Annotated in this window: 17 protein-coding genes and 1 riboswitch; of the genes, 16 read left to right on the forward strand and 1 reads right to left on the reverse strand. The window is 39.9% G+C overall.

Annotated features, from left to right (window positions below):
• Window positions 1-93: 93 nt before the first annotated feature.
• From KHA95_RS09755 to KHA95_RS09825, 15 genes are all read left to right on the forward strand, one after another.
• A complete protein-coding gene (locus KHA95_RS09755) occupies window positions 94-651 on the forward strand; it encodes a chromate transporter (protein ID WP_213137302.1) in 558 nt (185 codons plus the stop codon).
• Complete coding sequence (locus KHA95_RS09760) at window positions 648-1184, forward strand: chromate transporter (protein WP_213137303.1); 537 nt, start codon at window positions 648-650, stop codon at window positions 1182-1184. The genes KHA95_RS09755 and KHA95_RS09760 overlap by 4 nt, the downstream gene beginning before the upstream one ends.
• 199 nt (window positions 1185-1383) lie before the next feature.
• Window positions 1384-3897: a preprotein translocase subunit SecA gene (gene secA / locus KHA95_RS09765; protein ID WP_213137304.1), complete on the forward strand. Its 2514-nt coding sequence runs from the start codon at window positions 1384-1386 to the stop codon at window positions 3895-3897.
• Window positions 3898-3956: 59 nt separating this feature from the next.
• Window positions 3957-5055, forward strand: a protein-coding gene (gene prfB / locus KHA95_RS09770; RefSeq protein ID WP_213137305.1) for a peptide chain release factor 2 whose coding sequence is annotated in 2 segments (ribosomal slippage) — window positions 3957-4028 and window positions 4030-5055 — 1098 coding nt in all. Because the reading frame shifts where the segments join, the coding sequence is not laid out codon by codon here.
• A gap of 201 nt (window positions 5056-5256) precedes the next feature.
• Entirely contained in the window at window positions 5257-5580 is a 324-nt protein-coding gene (cccB, locus tag KHA95_RS09775; protein WP_349305456.1) for a cytochrome c551, read from the forward strand.
• Between the two features lie 684 nt (window positions 5581-6264).
• On the forward strand, window positions 6265-6951 hold the full coding sequence (ftsE, locus tag KHA95_RS09780) for a cell division ATP-binding protein FtsE (RefSeq protein WP_213137306.1): 687 nt from the start codon (window positions 6265-6267) through the stop codon (window positions 6949-6951).
• The gene (gene ftsX / locus KHA95_RS09785; RefSeq protein ID WP_213137307.1) at window positions 6941-7825 is read left to right on the forward strand and encodes a permease-like cell division protein FtsX; all 885 of its coding nucleotides are present in this window, start codon (window positions 6941-6943) and stop codon (window positions 7823-7825) included. Before ftsE ends, ftsX begins: the two co-directional genes overlap by 11 nt.
• Window positions 7826-7910: 85 nt before the next feature.
• Window positions 7911-9260 (forward strand): murein hydrolase activator EnvC family protein, encoded by a 1350-nt coding sequence (locus KHA95_RS09790; RefSeq protein ID WP_213137308.1) that lies wholly within the window; start codon window positions 7911-7913, stop codon window positions 9258-9260.
• 115 nt (window positions 9261-9375) lie between these two features.
• Window positions 9376-10830 carry a cardiolipin synthase gene (gene cls / locus KHA95_RS09795; RefSeq protein WP_213137309.1) on the forward strand — a complete coding sequence of 485 codons (1455 nt, stop codon included), beginning with the start codon at window positions 9376-9378 and terminating at the stop codon, window positions 10828-10830.
• 17 nt (window positions 10831-10847) lie between these two features.
• Window positions 10848-11453, forward strand: a complete 606-nt coding sequence (locus KHA95_RS09800) for a hypothetical protein (protein ID WP_213137310.1) — start codon at window positions 10848-10850, stop codon at window positions 11451-11453.
• Window positions 11450-12049 carry a redoxin domain-containing protein gene (locus KHA95_RS09805; protein WP_213137311.1) on the forward strand — a complete coding sequence of 200 codons (600 nt, stop codon included), beginning with the start codon at window positions 11450-11452 and terminating at the stop codon, window positions 12047-12049. Before KHA95_RS09800 ends, KHA95_RS09805 begins: the two co-directional genes overlap by 4 nt.
• Window positions 12050-12163: 114 nt before the next feature.
• Window positions 12164-12273, forward strand: a riboswitch (SAM riboswitch).
• Window positions 12274-12401: 128 nt separating this feature from the next.
• Entirely contained in the window at window positions 12402-13703 is a 1302-nt protein-coding gene (locus KHA95_RS09810) for an O-acetylhomoserine aminocarboxypropyltransferase/cysteine synthase family protein (RefSeq protein WP_213137312.1), read from the forward strand.
• A gap of 246 nt (window positions 13704-13949) precedes the next feature.
• Window positions 13950-14933 (forward strand): homoserine dehydrogenase, encoded by a 984-nt coding sequence (locus KHA95_RS09815; protein WP_213137313.1) that lies wholly within the window; start codon window positions 13950-13952, stop codon window positions 14931-14933.
• 135 nt (window positions 14934-15068) lie between these two features.
• On the forward strand, window positions 15069-16508 hold the full coding sequence (locus tag KHA95_RS09820; protein WP_213137314.1) for a S41 family peptidase: 1440 nt from the start codon (window positions 15069-15071) through the stop codon (window positions 16506-16508).
• A 233-nt stretch (window positions 16509-16741) separates the two neighbouring features.
• Entirely contained in the window at window positions 16742-17938 is a 1197-nt protein-coding gene (locus KHA95_RS09825; RefSeq protein ID WP_213137315.1) for a PDZ domain-containing protein, read from the forward strand.
• 120 nt (window positions 17939-18058) lie between these two features.
• On the opposite strand, the gene KHA95_RS09830 is transcribed toward KHA95_RS09825, so the two are convergent.
• On the reverse strand, window positions 18059-19036 hold the full coding sequence (locus KHA95_RS09830) for a YeiH family protein (protein WP_249316812.1): 978 nt from the start codon (window positions 19034-19036) through the stop codon (window positions 18059-18061).
• Between the two features lie 190 nt (window positions 19037-19226).
• Between KHA95_RS09830 and KHA95_RS09835 the strand changes: the two genes are divergently transcribed.
• The gene (locus KHA95_RS09835; RefSeq protein WP_213137317.1) at window positions 19227-20120 is read left to right on the forward strand and encodes a LysR family transcriptional regulator; all 894 of its coding nucleotides are present in this window, start codon (window positions 19227-19229) and stop codon (window positions 20118-20120) included.
• Window positions 20121-21435 lie beyond the last annotated feature (1315 nt).

The following is a 21435-nucleotide window of genomic DNA, read 5'->3' on the forward strand; positions in this document are numbered from 1 at the left end:
TTATAATAGGACCTATCTGAAGCGGATAGAAAATCATGCGACTGTTCCTAGGAAAGACATTTGTTCTATTTTTTAGAAGGAAGCTGATTTTACATGAAACAAACAGACATTTTTATTGCTTTTTTTCGATCGGGCATTCTAGGATTTGGCGGTGGACCTTCTGCTATTCCGCTTGTACATCGCGAGGTCGTTACAACATTCAAATGGATGAATGATGAAGAGTTCTCAGATGTGCTTGCACTAGCAAATACACTTCCTGGTCCAATTAATACGAAGATGGCTGGATATATCGGATGGAGAGTGGGCGGATTTTTTGGCATGATCAACGCGCTTATTGCCACCGCCGTCCCAACGGTCATACTTATGATTATTTTTTTAACACTACTTACAAGTCATAAAGATAAGCCGTGGGTTGCGGGAATGTCCAAAGCTGTCATCCCAGTAGCCGGTGTTTTGATGGGAATCTTAACTTGGGATTTTATTAAGAAGTCGAGGGCATCCTTTGGCTGGATACCGGTATTATTTATAATCATATTAAGTGTTGTGCTCATGCAATTTTTCAATATTCATCCTGCAATATTAATTCTTGCCTTACTTGGAATGGCCTTCTTCCCTCTTAGAAAAAAAGGTGAAAAAGGAGATCAATCATGATTTACTGGCAAATCTTTCTGGCGTTTTTTATTCCAGGCATTCTCGGTTATGGCGGGGGCCCGTCGTCTATTCCTCTCATCGAAAATGAAGTTGTTGGACGCTATGGGTGGCTAACGGTGAATGAATTTAGTGAAGTACTTGCACTTGGCAATGCGCTTCCTGGTCCGATTGCAACAAAAATGGCGGGTTACATCGGCTATGAGCAGGCAGGAGTTCTCGGAGCTATCGTTGCTTTATTTGCTACAATCGCTCCTTCACTTATTATGATGCTGGCTTTGCTTAGTTTATTATTAACCTTTAAAAATTCCCCCCAAGTGAAAAGAATGACGCAGCTTGTTCGACCAGTGATTGCTGTGCTGCTTGGCATGATGACTGTGAATTTTTTTGTTACTTCGATATCAATGGATGGTTCAGGCTATTTCCATACAATTTTAATCGGTGTTGTGAGCTTGCTACTGTTCGAAAAATGGAAAATCCACCCTGCTTACGTTATTGCAGGGGCCCTTGTGTATGGGGCTCTATTTTTACAATAGATAAAGATGACTCGCGATTAATGGCTAAATCGCGCCACCATTGAACATGGTTTCCATTAGTGTTAAAATTAATTAGATGGTCAGTCTCTTTTTGTGTAAATAACATCAATGAATTGACGATAACAAATGGGTTATTTTCAATAAATAGATAGAATGAATAAGTATCGCCCATATATTGATAATAAAGGGAGCGTTATGAATGGTTGCTATTCTCAATAAACTTTTTGATCCAAATAAACGCGAATTAAAACGTCTTGATAAAATTGCTGAACAAGTATTGAACTTGGCATCTCAAATGGAAGCTTTAACGGATGACCAGCTACGTGAAAAAACGGAAGAGTTCAAGAAGCGTTATCAAGATGGCGAACAATTGGATGATTTACTTGTTGAAGCTTTTGCTGTTGTTCGTGAAGGTGCGCGAAGAGTACTCGGTCTTTATCCATATCCTGTGCAAATTATGGGGGGAGCTGCCCTTCATGAAGGCAATATCGCTGAAATGAAAACAGGTGAAGGGAAAACATTGACAGCAACGATGCCTGTTTATTTAAACGCGCTTACCGGAAAAGGCGTGCATGTCGTGACAGTCAACGAATACTTGGCAAGCCGTGACGCCACGGAAATGGGTGAGCTCTATGAGTTTCTCGGTTTAACAGTTGGTATTAACTTAAACAGCATGTCGAAAGAAGAAAAACAAGCGGCTTATGCTGCTGATATCACATATGGAACAAATAATGAATTTGGTTTCGATTATTTACGTGACAATATGGTTCTTTATACAGAGCAAAGAGTGCAAAGACCTTTGCATTTTGCCGTTATTGACGAGGTTGACTCGATCTTAATTGATGAAGCGAGAACACCGCTTATTATTTCGGGACAGGCACAAAAATCCACCCAATTGTATAAATTGGCAAACTCATTCGTAACCATGTTGAAAAAAGAAGAAGACTATACGTATGATGAAAAAACAAAAGGGGTTCAGTTAACAGAGGAAGGGATAAATAAGGCTGAACGATCCTTTAGAATTGATAACTTATTTGATATTACGCATGTGACTTTAAACCACCACATTAATCAAGCGTTAAAAGCACATGTCAGCATGCACCTTGATGTTGATTATGTCGTACAAGAAGGCGAAATCATCATCGTCGATCAGTTTACAGGACGATTGATGAAAGGGCGACGCTTTAGTGATGGCTTGCATCAAGCGATCGAGGCAAAAGAAGCAGTCGATATTCAAAACGAATCGATGACAATGGCGACAATTACGTTCCAAAACTTTTTCAGAATGTATGAAAAGCTTGCTGGGATGACGGGAACGGCGAAAACAGAAGAAGAAGAGTTTCGCAACATCTACAATATGCGCGTTATTGCAATTCCAACAAATAAACCAATTGAGAGGGAAGACCGCCCTGATTTAATTTATGCTTCGATGGAAGGGAAATTTCGTGCGGTAGTTGAAGATATTGCCGAGCGCCATAAAATGGGACAGCCGGTCCTTGTTGGTACGGTAGCAATTGAAACATCCGAGTTAATCTCATCAATGCTGACGAAAAAAGGGGTTAGACATAATGTATTGAACGCTAAAAACCATGGCAGGGAAGCGGAAATCATTATGGAAGCTGGACAACAAGGAGCCGTCACAATTGCAACAAATATGGCGGGACGCGGAACAGATATTAAGCTCGGTGAAGGGGTAAAAGAATTAGGTGGCCTTGCGGTAGTTGGGACCGAGCGTCATGAATCACGAAGAATCGATAATCAGCTTCGTGGTCGTTCAGGACGTCAAGGTGATCCTGGGGTAACCCAATTTTATTTATCAATGGAAGACGAGCTCATGCGTCGCTTTGGCTCTGACAACATGAAATCGATGATGGAACGGATGGGAATGGATGATTCTCAGCCAATACAAAGTAGAATGGTGTCAAAAGCTGTTGAATCCGCCCAAAAACGAGTCGAAGGGAATAACTTTGATGCTCGTAAACAGCTTTTACAATATGATGATGTGTTAAGGCAACAACGGGAAATTATGTATCAACAACGTAATGATGTAATGGAATCGGAAAATCTTCGTGAGATATTAGAAGGAATGATTCGTTCTGTCATTGAAAGAACAGTTGATGCATACACACCAAAAACGGAAGACGAAGAAAATTGGAATTTACAAGGGATTATTGATTACTTAAGTGCGAATTTACTTCCTGAAGGTGATATAAGCGTCAATGATTTGATGAGAAAAGATCCGGAAGAGATGGTCGAACTTATTTTTGAGAAAGTAAAAGTTCGCTATGATGAAAAAGAAGAGAAATTAACACCTGAGCAAATGCGGGAATTTGAGAAGGTCATCTTGCTTCGTTCTGTTGATACGAAATGGATTGATCATATTGATGCGATGGAGCAATTGCGTCAAGGTATTCACTTGCGAGCATACGGTCAAATTGACCCACTTAGAGAATATCAGCATGAAGGCTTCGCAATGTTTGAAAGTATGGTAGCGGCAATTGAAGAAGATGCAGCAAAATACGTCATGAAGGCCGAAATTCGCAATAATCTTGAGCGCGAAGAAGTCGCTAAAGGACAAGCGGTGAATCCGAAAGAGGAAGGCGGTCCAGTCAAAAAACAGCCGGCTCGTAAATCAGAAAATATTGGACGTAATACACCGTGTCCATGTGGAAGCGGGAAAAAATATAAACATTGTCACGGTCGATTAGCATAAGTTGACAAAAGAACAGCTGATTTACAACGTAGGAAATTTTCAAAATCGAGGTGGAAGAAATGGAATTATTTGAAGTAAGAACGGAATTGGAAAGAGCAAAAGAACGGTTAGCCGATTTTAGGGGGTCTCTTTGACTTAGATGAAAAAGAGACAAGAATTGCTGAGCTTGATGAAAAAATGCTTGAACCTGGATTCTGGGATGACCAGCAAGCAGCGCAAGCCGTTATCAATGAAGCAAATGGAATTAAGGACGTCGTAAACGAATTTAAAGAGCTTGCTGAAACATACGAGAATCTAGATCTGACGCAGGAGCTTGTAAAAGAAGAAGCAGATCCTGATCTTGAAGCAGAGCTTGAGGCGGAATTAAAAGATTTAATTCACCGTCTCAATGACTTCGAGTTACAGCTTTTACTAAGTGAACCGTATGATAAAAACAATGCATTGCTTGAACTTCACCCAGGTGCGGGAGGAACAGAATCGCAAGATTGGGGTTCGATTCTTCTGCGCATGTATACGCGCTGGGCAGAGAAGAAAGGCTTTAAAGTAGAAACGATTGACTATTTACCGGGGGATGAAGCAGGGATCAAAAGTGTTACGCTGCTCATTAAAGGCCATAATGCGTACGGCTATTTAAAAGCAGAAAAAGGTGTTCATCGCCTTGTGCGCATCTCGCCATTTGATTCTTCAGGTCGTCGCCATACTTCTTTCGTTTCATGTGATGTGGTGCCAGAATTTACCGGCGACATCGAGATTGAAATTCGCACTGAAGATATTAAAATTGACACATATCGGGCAAGTGGTGCAGGTGGTCAGCACGTAAATACGACAGACTCGGCCGTACGGATCACACATACGCCAACTGGAATTGTTGTTACATGTCAAAACGAACGTTCACAAATCAAAAACCGTGAGCAAGCGATGAAGTTTTTGAAGGCAAAGCTTTATCAACGCGAAATTGAAGAACAAGAAAAAGCGATGGCGGAAATTCGTGGGGAACAAAAGGAAATTGGCTGGGGAAGCCAAATCCGTTCTTACGTATACCATCCATATTCAATGGTAAAAGATCATCGGACAAATACGGAAGTCGGAAATGTTCATGCGGTTGCCGATGGTGACATTGATCCATTTATTAATGCTTATTTACGATCAAGACTGTAATACGACGAAAGATGAGTACATGAAGTTTCTGTGTACTCATCTTTCACATTTCAGATACAATTTAGCGAACGTAAGCAGGTCAAGGCTGGATGATCTCTGATTGCTTAAAATCCCATTAACACGCTGGAGCAATATTGTTTTAAAAAGAAGAATTGTTGGTATACTAAAATAGAGCAATCATTTATAAGGAGCTGGATTCAGTTGAAAAAAATTCTAACTGTATTAATGGGCGTTACGATGGCAATTATCCTTTCTGCTTGCGGCGGCGGAGATAAAAATGCCGGTAACGGCGGTGAAGCCACAGCGATGGATGCTGAACAACTTGTAAATAGAAGCTGTATTAGTTGTCATGGTGAAAACTTAGAAGGTCGTGGCAATTATCCTGCATTGAATGATGTAGGCTCAAGGTTAACAGAAGCTGAAATTTTAGACGTAATTGAAAACGGAAGACCAGGAATGCCAAAAGGAATTTATAAAGGCGAAGACGCAGAAAAAATCGCTGAATGGCTAGCAGAAAAAAAGTAAGTTAATAAAAAACGCAATTGCTACACGGATAGCAATTGCGTTTTTTTTGTTTGAGTTTAAGAATATTATTGTAAATGTGATCTAAAGTCCGTTTCTTGTTCAGTATCGTGAACATTGTCCATGAGGTATTCTATAATGGACAGAATCTCGTGAAAAATCGTGCATATTGTTCATAAGGTATCCTTTAAAGTCCTGTTTCCCGTATAAAATTAAGTACGCTGTCCAAAAGGCGCTCCCTAATGGACAGAATCTCGTATAAAGTCGGGCATACTGTCCGTGAACCATCCTCTAAAGTCCGATTCAGTTTAAAACTAGTCAAAGTCAGTCAATGAACATTCAGCCCCCCGGCTAAAGGGCATGCTAACTTCATTTTAGGCAAGAACCAAAGGACTTATTTTATTGTGTAAAAAGTCATATGAAAAAGGGATTAGCGAAATGTTTCGAATATTGATAGAGAAACGTAAAATTGAAATGAAATTGTAATATAGATTTCTCTTAACATATCAAAATCTGATGTTATAATTAGTTTGGGACTAAGATTCGTCAGTACATGTCGAATCATCTCAATAAATGCCGCTAAGCGGACAATCATACGAAATAACCATCTTTTTGTTCTGAAAAATATTGCATGTTAGGAACAAAACCACTTCGATGGCACAAGTTGGTATAGGCCAGGTGATGATTATGATAGACATGCAAAATGTAACAAAAAAATATTCCAATGGAATTATTGCAGCCAATGGATTAACGATTCGCATCGATGAGGGCGAATTTCTCTATGTAGTTGGGCCAAGTGGTGCAGGAAAATCTACATTTATTAAAATGATGTATCGTGAGGAAAAGCCAACTTCAGGCAAGATTATTGTGAATGGAATCGATTTGGCAAAGCTTAAAAATAAACAAGTACCATACTTAAGAAGAAATATCGGAGTAGTCTTTCAGGATTTCAGGTTACTTCCTACGTTAACTGTCTTTGAAAATGTGGCGTTTGCTTTAGAAGTAATTGAGCAGCGTCCGGCGGAAATAAAAAAGAAAGTAATGGAAGTACTTGAATTGGTTGGGTTGAAACATAAAGTCAGAATGCTTCCAACGGAGTTATCGGGGGGAGAACAGCAACGTGTTTCCATTGCAAGATCGATTGTAAACAAGCCTAAACTTGTCATTGCAGATGAACCTACTGGAAATCTTGATCCAGAAACGTCTTGGGAAATTATGAGTTTGTTAGAGGAAATTAATTTGCAAGGTACGACTATTATTATGGCAACCCATAATAAAGAGATTGTTAATACAATTAAACATCGTGTTGTGGCAATTGAAGCTGGAAGAATCGTCCGTGATGAGCAACGGGGGGAATACGGATATGAAAGCTAGAACGCTTCGAAGACATTTTAAAGAAAGTATCAAAAGCCTACGCCGCAACGGATGGATGACATTTGCTTCTGTTAGTGCAGTAACGGTTACACTTCTTCTTGTTGGTGTTTTCATCGTCATTATGATGAATATGAATAAATTTGCGCATGACATTGAAAATGATGTTGAAATTAGAACGCATATTGACTTAACGGCAACAGTAGAAGAACAAGATCAATTAAAGCAAAAGCTTGAAAAATTACCGCTTGTTGAGTCTGTGACATTTTCATCCAAAGAAGATGAGCTTGAACATTTAATTACAACGATGGGGAGTGCCTTTTCCCTACTAGAGCAACAAAATCCATTGCATGATGTATTTATTGTAAAAACGAAGAAACCGACTGACACACCTAAGGTGGCTAAGGAAATCGAGAAAATGGAATTTGTTGACTCGACCGTATACGGTGAAGAAAAGGTCGAAAGTTTATTTCGCATCTTACATACGAGTCGGAATGTTGGTGTAGTTTTAATTGTAGGTCTATTATTTACTGCGATGTTTTTAATTTCTAATACAATTAAAATTACAATTTTCGCTAGACGTCGTGAAATTGAGATTATGAAACTAGTAGGAGCGACCAATTGGTTTATTCGCTGGCCGTTTCTTTTAGAAGGAATGTGGTTAGGATTAATCGGTTCGATTATTCCAATTGCAGCAGTCGCTTCGGGCTATTATTATGCTTATGATTTTCTTGCAGCACGTATTCCAGGAGAGTTATTAAAGCCTTTAGTTTACAGTCCGTTTGTATATCAAGTAAGTCTTTTAATCCTTCTCATTGGCGTTGTTATCGGTGGTTGGGGAAGTTTTATGTCTGTTCGAAAATTCTTAAAAATCTAGTCTAGCATTTAAGCTACGTTTACCCCAATAGGGGACAAAAAAACATTTTTACAAACATGTGAGAGTAAGAAAGGGGAACATTTTTTTGAAGAGTCGTTCATTACTTTCGTTTTCTTTAGCTGTAACATTGGGGTTTGGGGGATTATTTGCGAATACGAGCACGTCCTATGCAGCATCATTATCTGATTTACAAAACGAAAAAAGTACAATTAATAATAAACAATCGAATGTCAACAGTTCCATTAATGAAATATCGGGACAAATTTCAGAAATTATGACTCAGCAAAATACATTAGAGGCTGAGATGAAAAAGCTTGAAATGGAAATTGCTGAAACGAATCAGAACATCCAAGCAAAAGAAACAGAGATTGCTGCAACGCAAGCAGAAATTGAAAAGTTGCGTGCAGAAATTGAAGAATTGAAGCTAAAAATCGAAAAAAGAAATGAGTTGCTGAAAGAGCGTGCTCGAAACATACAAATGAATGGCGGATCTGTGAAATACATAGATGTATTGCTAGGAGCAGAAAGTTTTAGCGACTTTATCGATCGTGTAAGTGCTGTTTCAACACTTGTGAAGGCAGATCAAAAGATTATGGAAGAGCAGCAGGCCGACAAAGAACAGCTTGAAAAGAATAAAGTTGAAGTAGAAAACAAGCTTGCAAGCTTAAATGATATGCTTGCAGAATTGGAAGCATTAAAGGAAAATTTAAATCAACAAACTGCTAAAAAAGCAGAAGTTATGAAACAATTGGAAGCTGAGAAATTACATGCTGAGAGCGAAAAGATGGAGCTGGAGGAAGAAGCACAAGTATTAGCAGAACAAAGTGCTGCAATTGAAGCAGCTATCCAGTTAGAGCAAAACCGTCTTGCAGAAGAAGCTCGTAAAGCGAAAGAAGAAGCAGAGCGAATAGCACGTGAAGAAGCGGAGCGACAAGCGGCAGCTTCTGCATCTCAAAATAGCGGCGCAAGCAGCAATCAGACACAAAGCTCAGGTAGTAGCAATGTAGTCGCTCCACCGCCAGCTTCATCTGGAGGGCTATTCATTAAACCGGCAAATGGACGTTTTTCTTCCGGGTTCGGTTACCGTGCTAGTTTCGGTGGAATGCATTACGGAGTTGATATCGCGGCAGGAGGTACAGTTCCAATCGTCGCAGCTGCAGCTGGTGTCGTGAGCAGTTCTTATTATTCTTCGAGTTACGGAAATGTTGTATTTGTTTCGCATCACTTGAATGGAAGAACATACACAACGGTTTACGCTCATATGAGCAGTCGTAGCGTTTCGGCAGGAGCAACGGTTTCCCAAGGACAATTACTTGGCTATATGGGAAATACAGGTCAGTCATTTGGTCAACATTTACATTTTGAAATCCATGAAGGACCATGGAATGCTGCAAAATCAAACGCTGTAAACCCAACAAAATATATTAATTTCTAAAATGACGAAACCGCATCTTGCTTAGGTGCGGTTTTTTTCGCTTCATTGTAAGCATATGTTAATATATTGAGTGAGAGATAAGATTAAAGTTCTGTATAGGATGCGGGGGCTCATTATGACATTTACAGGAATTACGACGACCTTAATAGGTTTAATTCTTCTATTGAATATTGTATTAGCCATTTTTGTTGTTTTCCTAGAACGGAGAGATGTGGGTGCAACATGGGCATGGCTCCTCGTTTTATTTTTTGTTCCAATAGCAGGATTTATCCTCTATTTAATTTTCGGACAAAATTTAAGCCGGAAAAAGATCTTTAGTTGGAAAGATAAAAACAAAATTGGAATTATGGATATTACGAAATATCAGATCGAAATGTTGCAAGAGGGTGACTTTCCTTTTCATGACGAACGAACGGCACAATACAAAGATCTTATTTATATGTTATTAGTCAATGATCGGGCTGTGCTCACCCAAGATAATAAAGTAAATATATATACGGATGGCTATCATAAATTTCGCGCGCTTCTTCAAGATATAGCTGATGCAAAGGACCATATTCATTTGATTTACTATATATTGCGCAACGATCAGCTTGGGAATGAATTGCTTGATATGCTTGTTGTGAAAGCGAAGGAAGGGGTCGAAGTTCGGGTTTTATTCGACGCAATGGGATCAAGAAGATTACCAAGGAAATTTTTCCGTCCTTTAATTGAAGCAGGAGGAGAAGCAAGTGCCTTCTTCCCGGCGATTTTGCCGCATCTTAATTTACAAGTCAATTATCGAAATCACCGCAAGCTTGCCATTATTGACGGGAAGACGGGGTATGTTGGTGGTTTTAATATCGGTGATGAGTATTTAGGACTTGATAAAAAGTTCGGATATTGGCGTGATACTCATTTGCGGATTTATGGAAAAGCAGTATATGCGATGCAAACCCGCTTTGTCCTTGATTGGAATCAAGCATCAACGAAGAAAATAAGCTATCAGGATCGTCTATTTCCACATATCGAGCCTCAGGGCGAAACGGATGTACAAATCGTTTCAAGCGGCCCTGATTCCGAATGGGAACAAATCAAGTACGGAATGTTAAAAATGATTAGCTCTGCTGAACATTATATCTATATTCAAACACCATATTTTATTCCTGACGCAAGTGTGCTTGATGCAATAAAAATTGCCGCTTTATCAGGCGTAGATGTTCGATTAATGATTCCGAACAAGCCAGATCATCCTTTCGTCTATTGGGCGACATTATCGAATGTCGGTGAACTCTTAAAATCAGGTGCAAAAGTATATATATATGAAAATGGCTTTATCCACGCAAAAACAATTGTAGCGGATGGAAAAATTGCAACAGTTGGAACAGCGAATATGGATGTGCGCAGCTTCAGACTTAATTTTGAAGTGAACGCTTTTTTATATGATCCGGTGCTCGTCGAGGAATTAGTACAAATCTTTGAAAAAGATATCGAGAAATCACATGAATTAACTGTTGAGGACTATCAAAAACGATCGCTCTTTATTCGCTTTAAAGAATCAATCTCACGCTTGCTCTCCCCGGTATTATGATTGAAAGGAATGTTCACATGTGGCTTTCATTTGGCTCGCTCACTCTCCCAACGGCTTGGTTAGCAATCATCATTGCCTCTTTATTAACGACTGGAATGCTGTTCCTTTTAAAAAGAAAGAAAGAAGCCGATTATTATAGTAATGCCATTCTTTTATTTATTTTGACGTGGAAATTAAGTGTTATTATCTTTCAGTGGTCATTTGTCGTTGCCAATCCAATGACGATCATCTATTTTGATGGCGGGATAAAAGGATACTGGCTAGGAATTATCGTTGCATGCACGTATCTATTTGTGACAATAAGGAGACAAATGGATTGGGCGACCATATTTCAGGCGTTTTTATTGACGATGGTCATATATGAGCTTACGATCAAGATAGTCGAGGAAATTTCAATAACGATGAAACTCATTTTTCTGCTTGTGAATGGAAGCTTTGCCATCGCAACGATGTTGAAAGGGCGGGAAGACAGCTGGAGGTCGCAGCTGATCATCTTATTTCCGATTATGCAAATACTTTTATATTCTTTTCATGACCGGATCTTTTCTTCACCGATTATTACGTATGTCGTCGCCTCGATGATGTTACTCATATTAAGCAAAAAGAAAGGTGTTACCCGTTGAAAAAAAATATATTTGGATTGCTCATCATCATTATTTTAGTCAGTATTGTAACGGTCAATATTGTACAAGAAACTCGTGCGAAAAAAGAAGCTGAAAAAGCACAGGAAGAATATTTGGCGGAAATGGATCGTTTGGCGAAAGAGGTCACCGCTACGGGATTTACTGCTGGAGAGGTACCACCTGATTTCGAGTTACAGACCATTGATGGAAATACGATTAAATTATCCGACTATAAAGGGAAAAAGGTCATTTTAAATTTTTGGGCGACATGGTGTCCACCGTGCAAAGCAGAAATGCCCCATATGGAAAATTATTATAAAACATCTGCCAAAGATGAAAATGTAGAAATCATTGCGGTCAATTTAACGATGGCTGAACGCGGGACAAATGTGATGGAAAAAGTAAGTAATTTTATCAAGGAGTATGAATTAACATTTCCAATTCCACTTGATGAAGAGGGGAAAGTTAGTGATGTATACAAGCCGTTGACCATTCCAACAACGTATTTAATTAATACGGATGGATTGGTTCACAGAAAAGTAGTTGGACCAATGGATGATGAAAGAATTAGAAATTACGTAAAAGAGATGAATTAAAAACTGATTTATATAAAGGGAAAAATTATTTTGAAAATATAGTTGACATTATTTGTCGAAGCGCTATAATGATAATTAACAGTTCAAACAATGAATGTAAATGAATAAGCTTTACTCTTATCTAGAGCGGCGGAGGGACTAGGCCCTACGATGCCCGGCAACCTTCAGAGATTTATTCTGAAAAGGTGCTAATTCCTACAGGTGATGAACCTGAAAGATAAGGGGAGGAATTGTACATACACCCTCTTCTTATCAAGAAGAGGGTTTTTTGTATATCTAATAAGATTGCAAATTGATACATGCAGTCTCATAACCTAGTATTCACATCAAAATAATTAGGAGGATGAATAACATGTCAGAACAAAATTACAGACCAGAAACAGTTTTACTTCACGGTGGACAGGAGCCAGATGCAACGGGATCAAGAGCAGTCCCTGTATATAGAACAACATCTTACGTATTTAATGACACAGAGCATGCACAAAAATTATTCGCATTGCAAGAATCAGGAAATATTTATACACGAATTATGAACCCGACGGTAGACGTATTTGAAAAGCGCATCGCTGAGCTTGAAGGAGGAACAGCGGCGGTTGCTTTATCTTCTGGAATGGCTGCGATCGCATTCTCTATTTTTAACTTAGCAAGTGCTGGGGACGAGATTTTAGCTGCAACAGATTTATATGGCGGAACATATAATTTATTTGCTGTATCACTTCCGAAATATGGCATTAAAGTGAATTTTGTTGATCCGAAAGATCCGGAAAACTTCCGTAAAGCAATTACTCCAAAAACGAAAGCCATTTTTGCAGAAGTAATCGGAAATCCAAGCCTGCACATTTTAGATACAGAAGCAGTTGCTGCGATTGCCCATGAAAACGGGATTCCATTAATTGTTGATAGCACATTTGCAACACCTTATTTAAATCGACCAATTGAACATGGCGCAGACATTGTTGTTCATTCTGCTACAAAATGGATCGGCGGTCATGGAACAGCGATTGGCGGAGTTGTTGTCGATAGCGGGAAATTTGATTGGAACAATGAAAAATTCCCTGGATTTACTGAGCCAGACCATACGTATCATGGCATTCGCTTTGGGATCGATGTACCACAAGCGGCGTTTGCAACAAAATTACGCGTGCAGCTATTGCGTGACTTCGGCCCATGCTTAAGCCCTGACAATGCATTTATTTTCTTGCAAGGATTGGAAACATTGCATTTACGTATTACAAAGCATGTGGAGAACGCAAAAGCAGTTGCGGAATACTTACAAACAAACGATGCGGTTGAGTGGGTAGCATACCCAGGTCTTGAAAATCATCCATCATATGAATTGGCACAAAAGTATTTCCCGAAAGGTGCGGGCGCAATCGTCAACTTTGGTATTAAAGGTGGACGTGAAGCAGGCAGAAATACGATTGACAATGTGAAATTATTCTCTCATGTTGCGAATGTCGGTGATGCAAAATCATTAATCATCCACCCAGCGTCAACAACGCATCAACAATTGAGCGGTGAAGAGCTGAAATCGACAGGTGTTACAGAAGAATTAATTCGCTTGGCGGTTGGAATTGAAGCAATTGAAGATATTACAGCAGATCTTGAACAAGCAATCGCAAAAGCAGTTGAGGCGGTAGCAGCTTCAAAATAATGTCGTATTTTATAAAAGGGCTAGGCGCGATGCGCTTTGGCCCTTTTGTTTTTTACCCGAAGCGGCAGAAGTTCTCTATGGCCGATAAATGTCGTATGCCAATTAGGCTTCCTGTACGTGATGCTTCGCTTTCAGTACAAAAAGATTTGTTGATTTTCAAGTACCAGCAAATGTCGCAGATATCTTTGAATGAGTTTGAGCGGAATTACACCGAGGCGTATTTGATTAATTAAGGAGGAAAAACAGATGACAGTCATCAAGGCAGCATTACTTGGTTTTGGAACAGTAGGAGAAGGGTTATACGAGGCGATACAAACACATCAGCAACAATTGCAAGCCCTGCTAGGCGCTGAGGTGCAGGTTGCTGGTGTGCTTATTCAAGATCCATATAAAAAACGCAATATTGCCGAAAATGTGCTAGTAACAACAGACTTTGAAGAGATTTTACGTATACCAGACCTTCAAGTCGTATTTGAAGCAATCGTTGGAGAAGATCCTAGTTATCAATATGTAAACAGGGCCATAGAGCGGGGATGTGATGTCATTACTGCGAATAAAGTGATGTTTGCGCGGCATGGAGAAGAACTATTGACAAAAGCGAAGAAGCATCGCGTCAAGATCGGTTATGAGGCAACAGTGGCTGGGGGTGTACCGATCATTAGGACGATTGCTCAGCAACTGCAAGTGAATAAAATTGAGCGTATTCAAGCGATTGTAAATGGTACATCAAATTTTATATTGTCAGAAATGAGGAAGAAGCAAATATCTTTTGAGGAAGCTTTGGAGACGGCACAAAAACTTGGTTACGCGGAGGCCGACCCGGCAAATGATATCGAAGGCTTTGACGCGTTTTATAAGCTAATGATCGTAAGTAGACTTGCATTCGGCATTCAGCCTGCTTGGAACGATGTAAAGGTGGAAGGTATATCATCCCTTTCACTGAAAGAGATTGAGGAGGCCGGCAAACTCAATCAACGTTTTAAACATGTTGCGGAAGTGGCAAATGTAGACGGCAAGATCCAAGCATCTGTTCAGCTTGTTATCACAGATTCCGACCATCCTTTATACAATGTCGAAGGAGTAGACAATGCTCTAGTAATTCAGTCTAGTTTGGCAGGTACGATTGCTGTGCAAGGGCCAGGGGCGGGGAGTCGTCCTACCGCAAGCGCTATGATTGAGGACTTTGCCTATATTTTTCAAAATAAAAAGGCTGCTCTTGCGTTGACTTAATCATCTTTAATCTTATTTTTCATCCTAAGTCTCCTGATTCGCTTATTCATAACTTGTCCCTCACACGCATATCATGTACGGATACAGCGCAAAGAGCACAGTATTTAATCTTGCATGAGCGGGTGGAGGGATATGATGAAAAAGAAGTGGCTTGCGGTAATTTCGATTTGCTCTTTGCTACTCGGGGCGGGCGGCACATATGCAGGAATGACCTGGCTTGTGCCGTATTGGCAGACGACAGCTAAAGAATCTCCGCAAGAATCGAGTGGATTAAGCATTGGTGCTGAGCTTGATAAGGTTGCACAAGCATATGAATTAATCCGTAACGCATACGTAAATGAAGTCGATGAAAAGCAACTCATTCAAGGAGCCATTCAAGGGATGATCGGTACGTTGAAAGATCCTTACTCTGTATATATGGATGCGGACACGGCAGAAAGCTTTGAAGATAGCCTTGATTCGTCATTTGATGGAATTGGAGCACATATTGCCATTGAAGAGGGCAAGCTCATTATCGTATCACCAATAAAAAATGCACCTGCCGAAAAAGCGGGCCTAAAGGCGAAAGATCAAATTATTAAAATCGATGGAGAAAACGTAGAAGGGCTCGATATAAATGAAGCCTCATTAAAAATTCGCGGTGAAAAGGGATCGGTTGTTAAACTTGAAGTCGTTCGAAGAGGATTAGCTGAGCCAATTACTTTTTCTGTCACTCGAGATGAAGTGCCTATTTTAACGGTCTTCTCTGATGTGAAGCAAGAAAAGGGGGGGAAAATCGGCTATATTGAAATTACTTCCTTTGCGAAAGGCACAGCAAGAGATTTTAAAACAGAGCTGCAAAAGCTAGAGGAACAACAAATTGCTGGTTTAATCATTGATGTACGCGGCAACCCCGGTGGTATGCTTATTAGCGTTGAAGAAATTCTTGGTGAGCTCGTAACGGGCAAGAAACCAATTGTCCAAATTGAGGAGCGCAACGGCAATAAAAAACCGTATTATTCTGGACTGAAAAAGCGAAAGCCATATCCGATCTCTGTATTGATTGATGAAGGAAGCGCATCAGCTTCAGAAATTTTAGCTAGCGCCCTCGAAGAAATCGAAGGATATGCTTTAATCGGAGAAAAAACGTTTGGGAAAGGAACGGTCCAGCAACCCATTCCTTTAGATGATGGAAGCAATATTAAGCTCACAGTGTTCAAGTGGTTAACACCTGATGGGAATTGGATTCATGGGAAAGGAATTGAACCAACGACTGAAGTAAAACAACCGTCCTATTTCTATACCCAATCTCTCCCAATTGAAGAAACGTTAAGTAAAGATATGAATAACGAAAAAGTAAAGATTGCCCAGGAAATGCTTAAGGGATTAGGTTATGGTCCTGGTAGAACGGACGGTTATTTTGATGAGCAGACAGAGCGTGCGGTGAAGGCATTCCAGACGATTGAAAAAATAGATGTAACGGGTGAACTCACAGTTGATGTCGCACAAAAACTAGAAGAGTCAGTGATTCGCGCGATCCAAGACGAGAAAAATGATATCCAACTCCAAGTTGCCTTGAAAACTATATTAAAATAAAGCTCTATTAAGATAATTATGATTTATTAGCGGTGCGGAAGGTGTTTTAGCTTTTAGTGCCGAGGAGGCTTCCTCGAACTACCCTAGTGGAACGGGTTTAGAATAAAGAAAATGAGCCATTCATCTTGGAAGACATAGATGATTGGCTTTTTGTTTTCAATTTCATAAGCGAAGCTTCAAGAATTCTGATAGAATAGAGGAAAGGATTTTGTCCGGGGAAGGTTGTGGCCTTTATGGAAATTTGGAGCATAGAACTTGCCAAAGGAATTGGAAGAATGTTCTTACATCCAGTTTTTTATTTTTCGTTCATTCTTGCATTAAGCGCAGGCTATTTAAGAGTTAAAAGAGAGCGACGAGATTTTCATGTTCGGGTGAATCACTTAACCTATGAGATTCGTCATTTATTCGTAGCCGGCATTTTAGCCGGGTTGATATTATCGATTATTTCGGCAGGAATTGGATTTATTTTACCTAAGGAAATAATCATTGCCATTGCCGCAGCTACTATTTTTTTAGGCGTGATCGGAAATGCTCGACTTTTATCACCCGCATACACAATTGGGATACCATTAATATGTTTGATTGCGGCTATTTATTTTGAGATAAACATTCCGTATATCGATTATTCGTCGATTATTGCTAAGCCGCAATTTTACATGGAAGTAGCGGTCATACTTGCGGTCATGCTCTTTGCTGAAGGGATGCTCATTTACAAAAATGGATTAATGGATCTGTCGCCGAAACTAAGGACAAGCCGCAGAGGCCTAACGGTCGGGGCTTATCAGACAAAGCGTCTCTGGTTCGTGCCGGTTTTATTCTTTCTGCCTGCCGGCCCAATTACTGCTCCGTTTGAATGGTGGCCTGTGTTTGCTTGGGGAAATGGAGAGTACGCACCGATTCTCCTTCCGTTTCTAATCGGATTCCAAATTCAAATTCAAAGTGTTTTACCTAAAGTAGCAGTTCAACAAATGGGAAAGAATGTTTCAATGTTGGGGATTCTCACACTAATTCTTGCCGCGTGTGGCCTGTGGCTGCCAACGATATTGCCAATCGTTGCAATTGGATTTGCGATCTTAGGCAGGGCATGGATCTCACACCGTCATCGTGTGCGTGAGGGGAACACACCTTACTATTTCACACCGAGAAATAATGGAGTTATGATTTTAGGCATCATTCCCGATTCTCCGGCAGATAAAATGGAATTAAAAACAGGAGAAGTCATTGCGGCATGCAATGGGAAGCCAGTGAAAAACAAGCAGGAATTGTATGAGGCCCTATTAATGAACCGTGCCTACTGCAAATTAGATGTGTTGGATGAGAATAAGGAAATACGTTTCGTGCAACGTGCTCTATACGAAGGTGATCATCATGAATTAGGTCTACTGTTTGTTGAACAACGTTCAGCGCCCCAAGCGCGGGATGTTGGGTAAACCAATATTAAAATCAATTAACTATTCTCCAAAAACATGTAAAGGATATAATGAAAAAGCGATTATTTCATTAAAAGTATAAAGCCGATGAAGAAAATTCTTCATCGGCTTTATGTAATTTTAAATAATAAAATACGCCAAGATCGAAAGACAAACCGAAGTAATCGTCATCGCGATCAACGGCTTCATTGCTCTCGTTCGCAAATCCTGTAAGCTCACATTTAATCCAAGTCCGACCATCGCAGCGGTTAACAACCATGTTGTACTCGTATAAACGCCACTCATTACATTATCTGATATAGGGATGGAGTGACCGAAAACATAGCTGCCTAAGACACTTAATATAATGAATCCGAGTAAAAACCAAGGGAAGTCAACTTTATTTTCTGATTGACCACTGTCTTTATTTTTCCTTTTCATTATATAGATAAAAATAAAGCAAAGTGGCACGAGTAAAAATACCCGACCTAATTTCGCTAGCAGTCCGATCGCAAGCGCATCCTCTCCAGCTGGCGCGGCCGCAATAGCCACATGGGCTAGTTCGTGCAAGCTGATCCCAGACCAAATGCCATATTCAGTCGGAAGAAGCGGTAAAATTGGCCTTAATATCGTATAAATAATCGCAAAAATTGTGCCCATCAATGCAATCAGTCCAACCCCGATTGCAGTATCTTCATCTTTTGCTTTTACGATCGGTGCGATCGCTGCAATTGCAGCCGCACCGCAAACTCCCGTTCCAACCCCCGCCAACAGAGATATCATTTTATCTGCTTTTAATAGTTTGGCGAGCCAGATCGTAGCTAATATCGCAAAAGCGATCACAAAAGCATCGCGGACAAGCAATCCTAAACCATCTTGAAAAACAATCGCCATATTTAAGCGCAAACCATATAAAATAATTGCCAACCGCAGTAATTTTTTTGTTGAAAAGGTAATGCCAGAACGGAGTGCCTCTGGATAACCAAAAAATTGGCGATAAGCAACAGCGACGATAATCGCGCATGCAAGCTGACCTACGTGACTAAATCCGGGTATTTTCGCAAGTAACAATCCAAGAAAAGCGATAAAAAAAGTAAATGCTACGCCAGCCGTCCACATCACGTATGTACGTTGCTTTGGCTGTTTCTGTTCATGGTTCTCTTTCTTTTGTTGTATTTGTTGTGAAGCCATCAAAACACCTCCATACATACAATAGTATGAAATCGTTTATAAGGGAAGTAAGAAAATATAATGATGATAATAAGTAAAATGATATAATTAAGGAAAAGCGGAAAAGGATGAACGAATAGTGGATCAACATTTGCACGTATTTGTAATCGTTGCAGACAAGCAAAACTTTTCACGTGCAGCCGAAGAGCTTCATATGACACAGCCGGCTGTAAGCCAATATATTCGGGCATTGGAAGACAGGGTCGGCACACGATTATTAGAAAGAACGAATAAATATGTCCGTCTGAATAAGGCGGGGGAAATTGTCTATCATCATGCGAAGGAAATACTTGGTCTTCATACAAAAATGCAAAATTTAGTAGACGATTTAGTGAATAAAGTAAGTGGACCATTATCGATTGGTGCAAGTTATACGTTTGGAGAATATGTCCTCCCGCATATTATTGCAAATTTAAAAAAGGATTATCCCGATATTCATCCGTCAGTTACGATTGGCAATACTGCGAAAATTGCTGACTTAGTTGCTAGTCATCAACTCGATATAGGCATTGTCGAAGGTCATTTTAATGACGCGCAATTAATTGTGGAAGACATTGCAGAAGACTCCATGGTCATTGTTGCTTCACCACAGCATGAACTTGTACTAAAGGGTGTGGAAATCGATCGAAAAGAAGTGGAGAAGGAAATGTGGATTGTTCGAGAGCATGGATCTGGGACAAGGGAAGCAACGGAAAAAGTATTTCAATTATTAAATGTATCCCCAACACAATATATGTATTTCAGCAGCACACAACCAATTAAAGAGGCGGTGGAAGCAGGATTAGGAATTAGCTTATTATCGGAATGGGCAATTAAAAAGGAATTGCGAAATGGCGATTTGAAAAAAATCCATATAGAGGGGTTGCCGCTAATGCGGAAATTTTCGATCGTAACGAAATCTCCATTTCAAACGAAAGCATTAGAAGTATTTATCGAACGATTGCGTTCCAATGAGATGTTAACAACTTTATGAGGAAGATAAATAGAACGATTATGAAATTGATGACGGAAATCGCGACTTCATCTCGGTAATGCTTGATTATTCATTCGGGAACAGTGAACTAGTGCAAACAGTGCAATAACTATGTTGAATTGCTACTTGATCTCCAAATTGAATTAACGCTCGTCTATTATCCAATATGCGTTGTTTATTGAAAAGAAGAGCGTCTTTTTTAAAGTTCAAAACTGGGGAAAAATGTTTTTAATGTCCCGACCAATAAAAATGCTGACCGCTGTCCAATAGAAGTGCTCTAATATCCCATATCCCGTTAAAATTGCTAATCGCTGTCCAATAGAAGTGCCCTAATGTCCCATATTCCGTTAAAAATGCTGACCGCTGTCCAATAGAAGTGCTCTAATGTCCCATATTCCATTAAAAATGCTGACCGCTGTCCAATAGAAGTGCTTTAATATCCCATATCCCGTTAAAATTGCTGATCGCTGTCCAATAGAAGTGCTTTAATATCCCATATTCCGTTAAAAATGCTAATCGCTGTCCAATAGAAGTGCTCTAATGTCCCAATTCCCGTTAAAATTGCTAACCTTCGTCCAATAGAAGTGCGTTAATATCCCGTATTCCGTTAAAATTGCTAATCGCTGTCCAAAAGAAGTGCCTTAATATCCCATATCCCGTTAAAATTGCTGATCGCTGTCCAATAGAAGTGCTTTAATATCCCGTATTTCGTTAAAAGTGCTGACCGCTGTCCAATAGAAGTGCTCTAATGTCCCATATTCCTTTAAAAATGCTGACCGCTGTCCAATAGAAGTGCTCTAATGTCCCATATTCCGTTAAAAGTGCTGACCGCTGTCCAAAAGAAGTGCTCTAATGTCCCATATTCCTTTAAAAATGCTGACCGCTGTCCAATAGAAATGCTCTAATGTCCCAATTCCCGTTAAAAATGCTGACCGCTGTCCAATAGAAGTGCTCTAATGTCCCAATTCCCGTTAAAAGTGCTGATCGCTGTCCAATAGAAGTGCTTTAATATCCCGTATTTCGTTAAAAGTGCTGACCGCTGTCCAAAAGAAGTGCTCTAATGTCCCATATTCCGTTAAAAATGCTGACCGCTGTCCAATAGAAGTGCTTTAATATCCCATATCCCGCTAAAAGTGCTGATCGCTGTCCAATAGAAGTGCTTTAATATCCCATATTCCGTTAAAAATGCTGACCGCTGTCCAATAGAAGTGCTCTAATGTCCTATATCCCGTTAAAAGTGCTGACCTTCGTCCAATAGAAGTGCTCTAATGTCCCATATTCCGTTAAAAGTGCTGACCGCTGTCCAATAGAAGTG

The sequence above is a fragment of the Bacillus sp. FJAT-50079 genome (genome assembly GCF_018343515.1).
Taxonomy (GTDB): domain Bacteria; phylum Bacillota; class Bacilli; order Bacillales; family Bacillaceae_C; genus Lederbergia.

Bases quoted from the DNA above. Each gene is read 5' to 3' on its own strand.
- KHA95_RS09755 (WP_213137302.1), top strand. From the start codon at position 94: ATGAAACAAACAGACATTTTTATTGCTTTTTTTCGATCGGGCATTCTA.
- KHA95_RS09760 (WP_213137303.1), top strand. From the start codon at position 648: ATGATTTACTGGCAAATCTTTCTGGCGTTTTTTATTCCAGGCATTCTC.
- secA (WP_213137304.1), top strand. From the start codon at position 1,384: ATGGTTGCTATTCTCAATAAACTTTTTGATCCAAATAAACGCGAATTA.
- ftsE (WP_213137306.1), top strand. From the start codon at position 6,265: ATGATAGACATGCAAAATGTAACAAAAAAATATTCCAATGGAATTATT.
- ftsX (WP_213137307.1), top strand. From the start codon at position 6,941: ATGAAAGCTAGAACGCTTCGAAGACATTTTAAAGAAAGTATCAAAAGC.
- cls (WP_213137309.1), top strand. From the start codon at position 9,376: ATGACATTTACAGGAATTACGACGACCTTAATAGGTTTAATTCTTCTA.
- KHA95_RS09800 (WP_213137310.1), top strand. From the start codon at position 10,848: ATGTGGCTTTCATTTGGCTCGCTCACTCTCCCAACGGCTTGGTTAGCA.
- KHA95_RS09810 (WP_213137312.1), top strand. From the start codon at position 12,402: ATGTCAGAACAAAATTACAGACCAGAAACAGTTTTACTTCACGGTGGA.
- KHA95_RS09815 (WP_213137313.1), top strand. From the start codon at position 13,950: ATGACAGTCATCAAGGCAGCATTACTTGGTTTTGGAACAGTAGGAGAA.
- KHA95_RS09820 (WP_213137314.1), top strand. From the start codon at position 15,069: ATGAAAAAGAAGTGGCTTGCGGTAATTTCGATTTGCTCTTTGCTACTC.
- KHA95_RS09825 (WP_213137315.1), top strand. From the start codon at position 16,742: ATGGAAATTTGGAGCATAGAACTTGCCAAAGGAATTGGAAGAATGTTC.
- KHA95_RS09830 (WP_249316812.1), bottom strand. From the start codon at position 19,036: ATGTGGACGGCTGGCGTAGCATTTACTTTTTTTATCGCTTTTCTTGGA.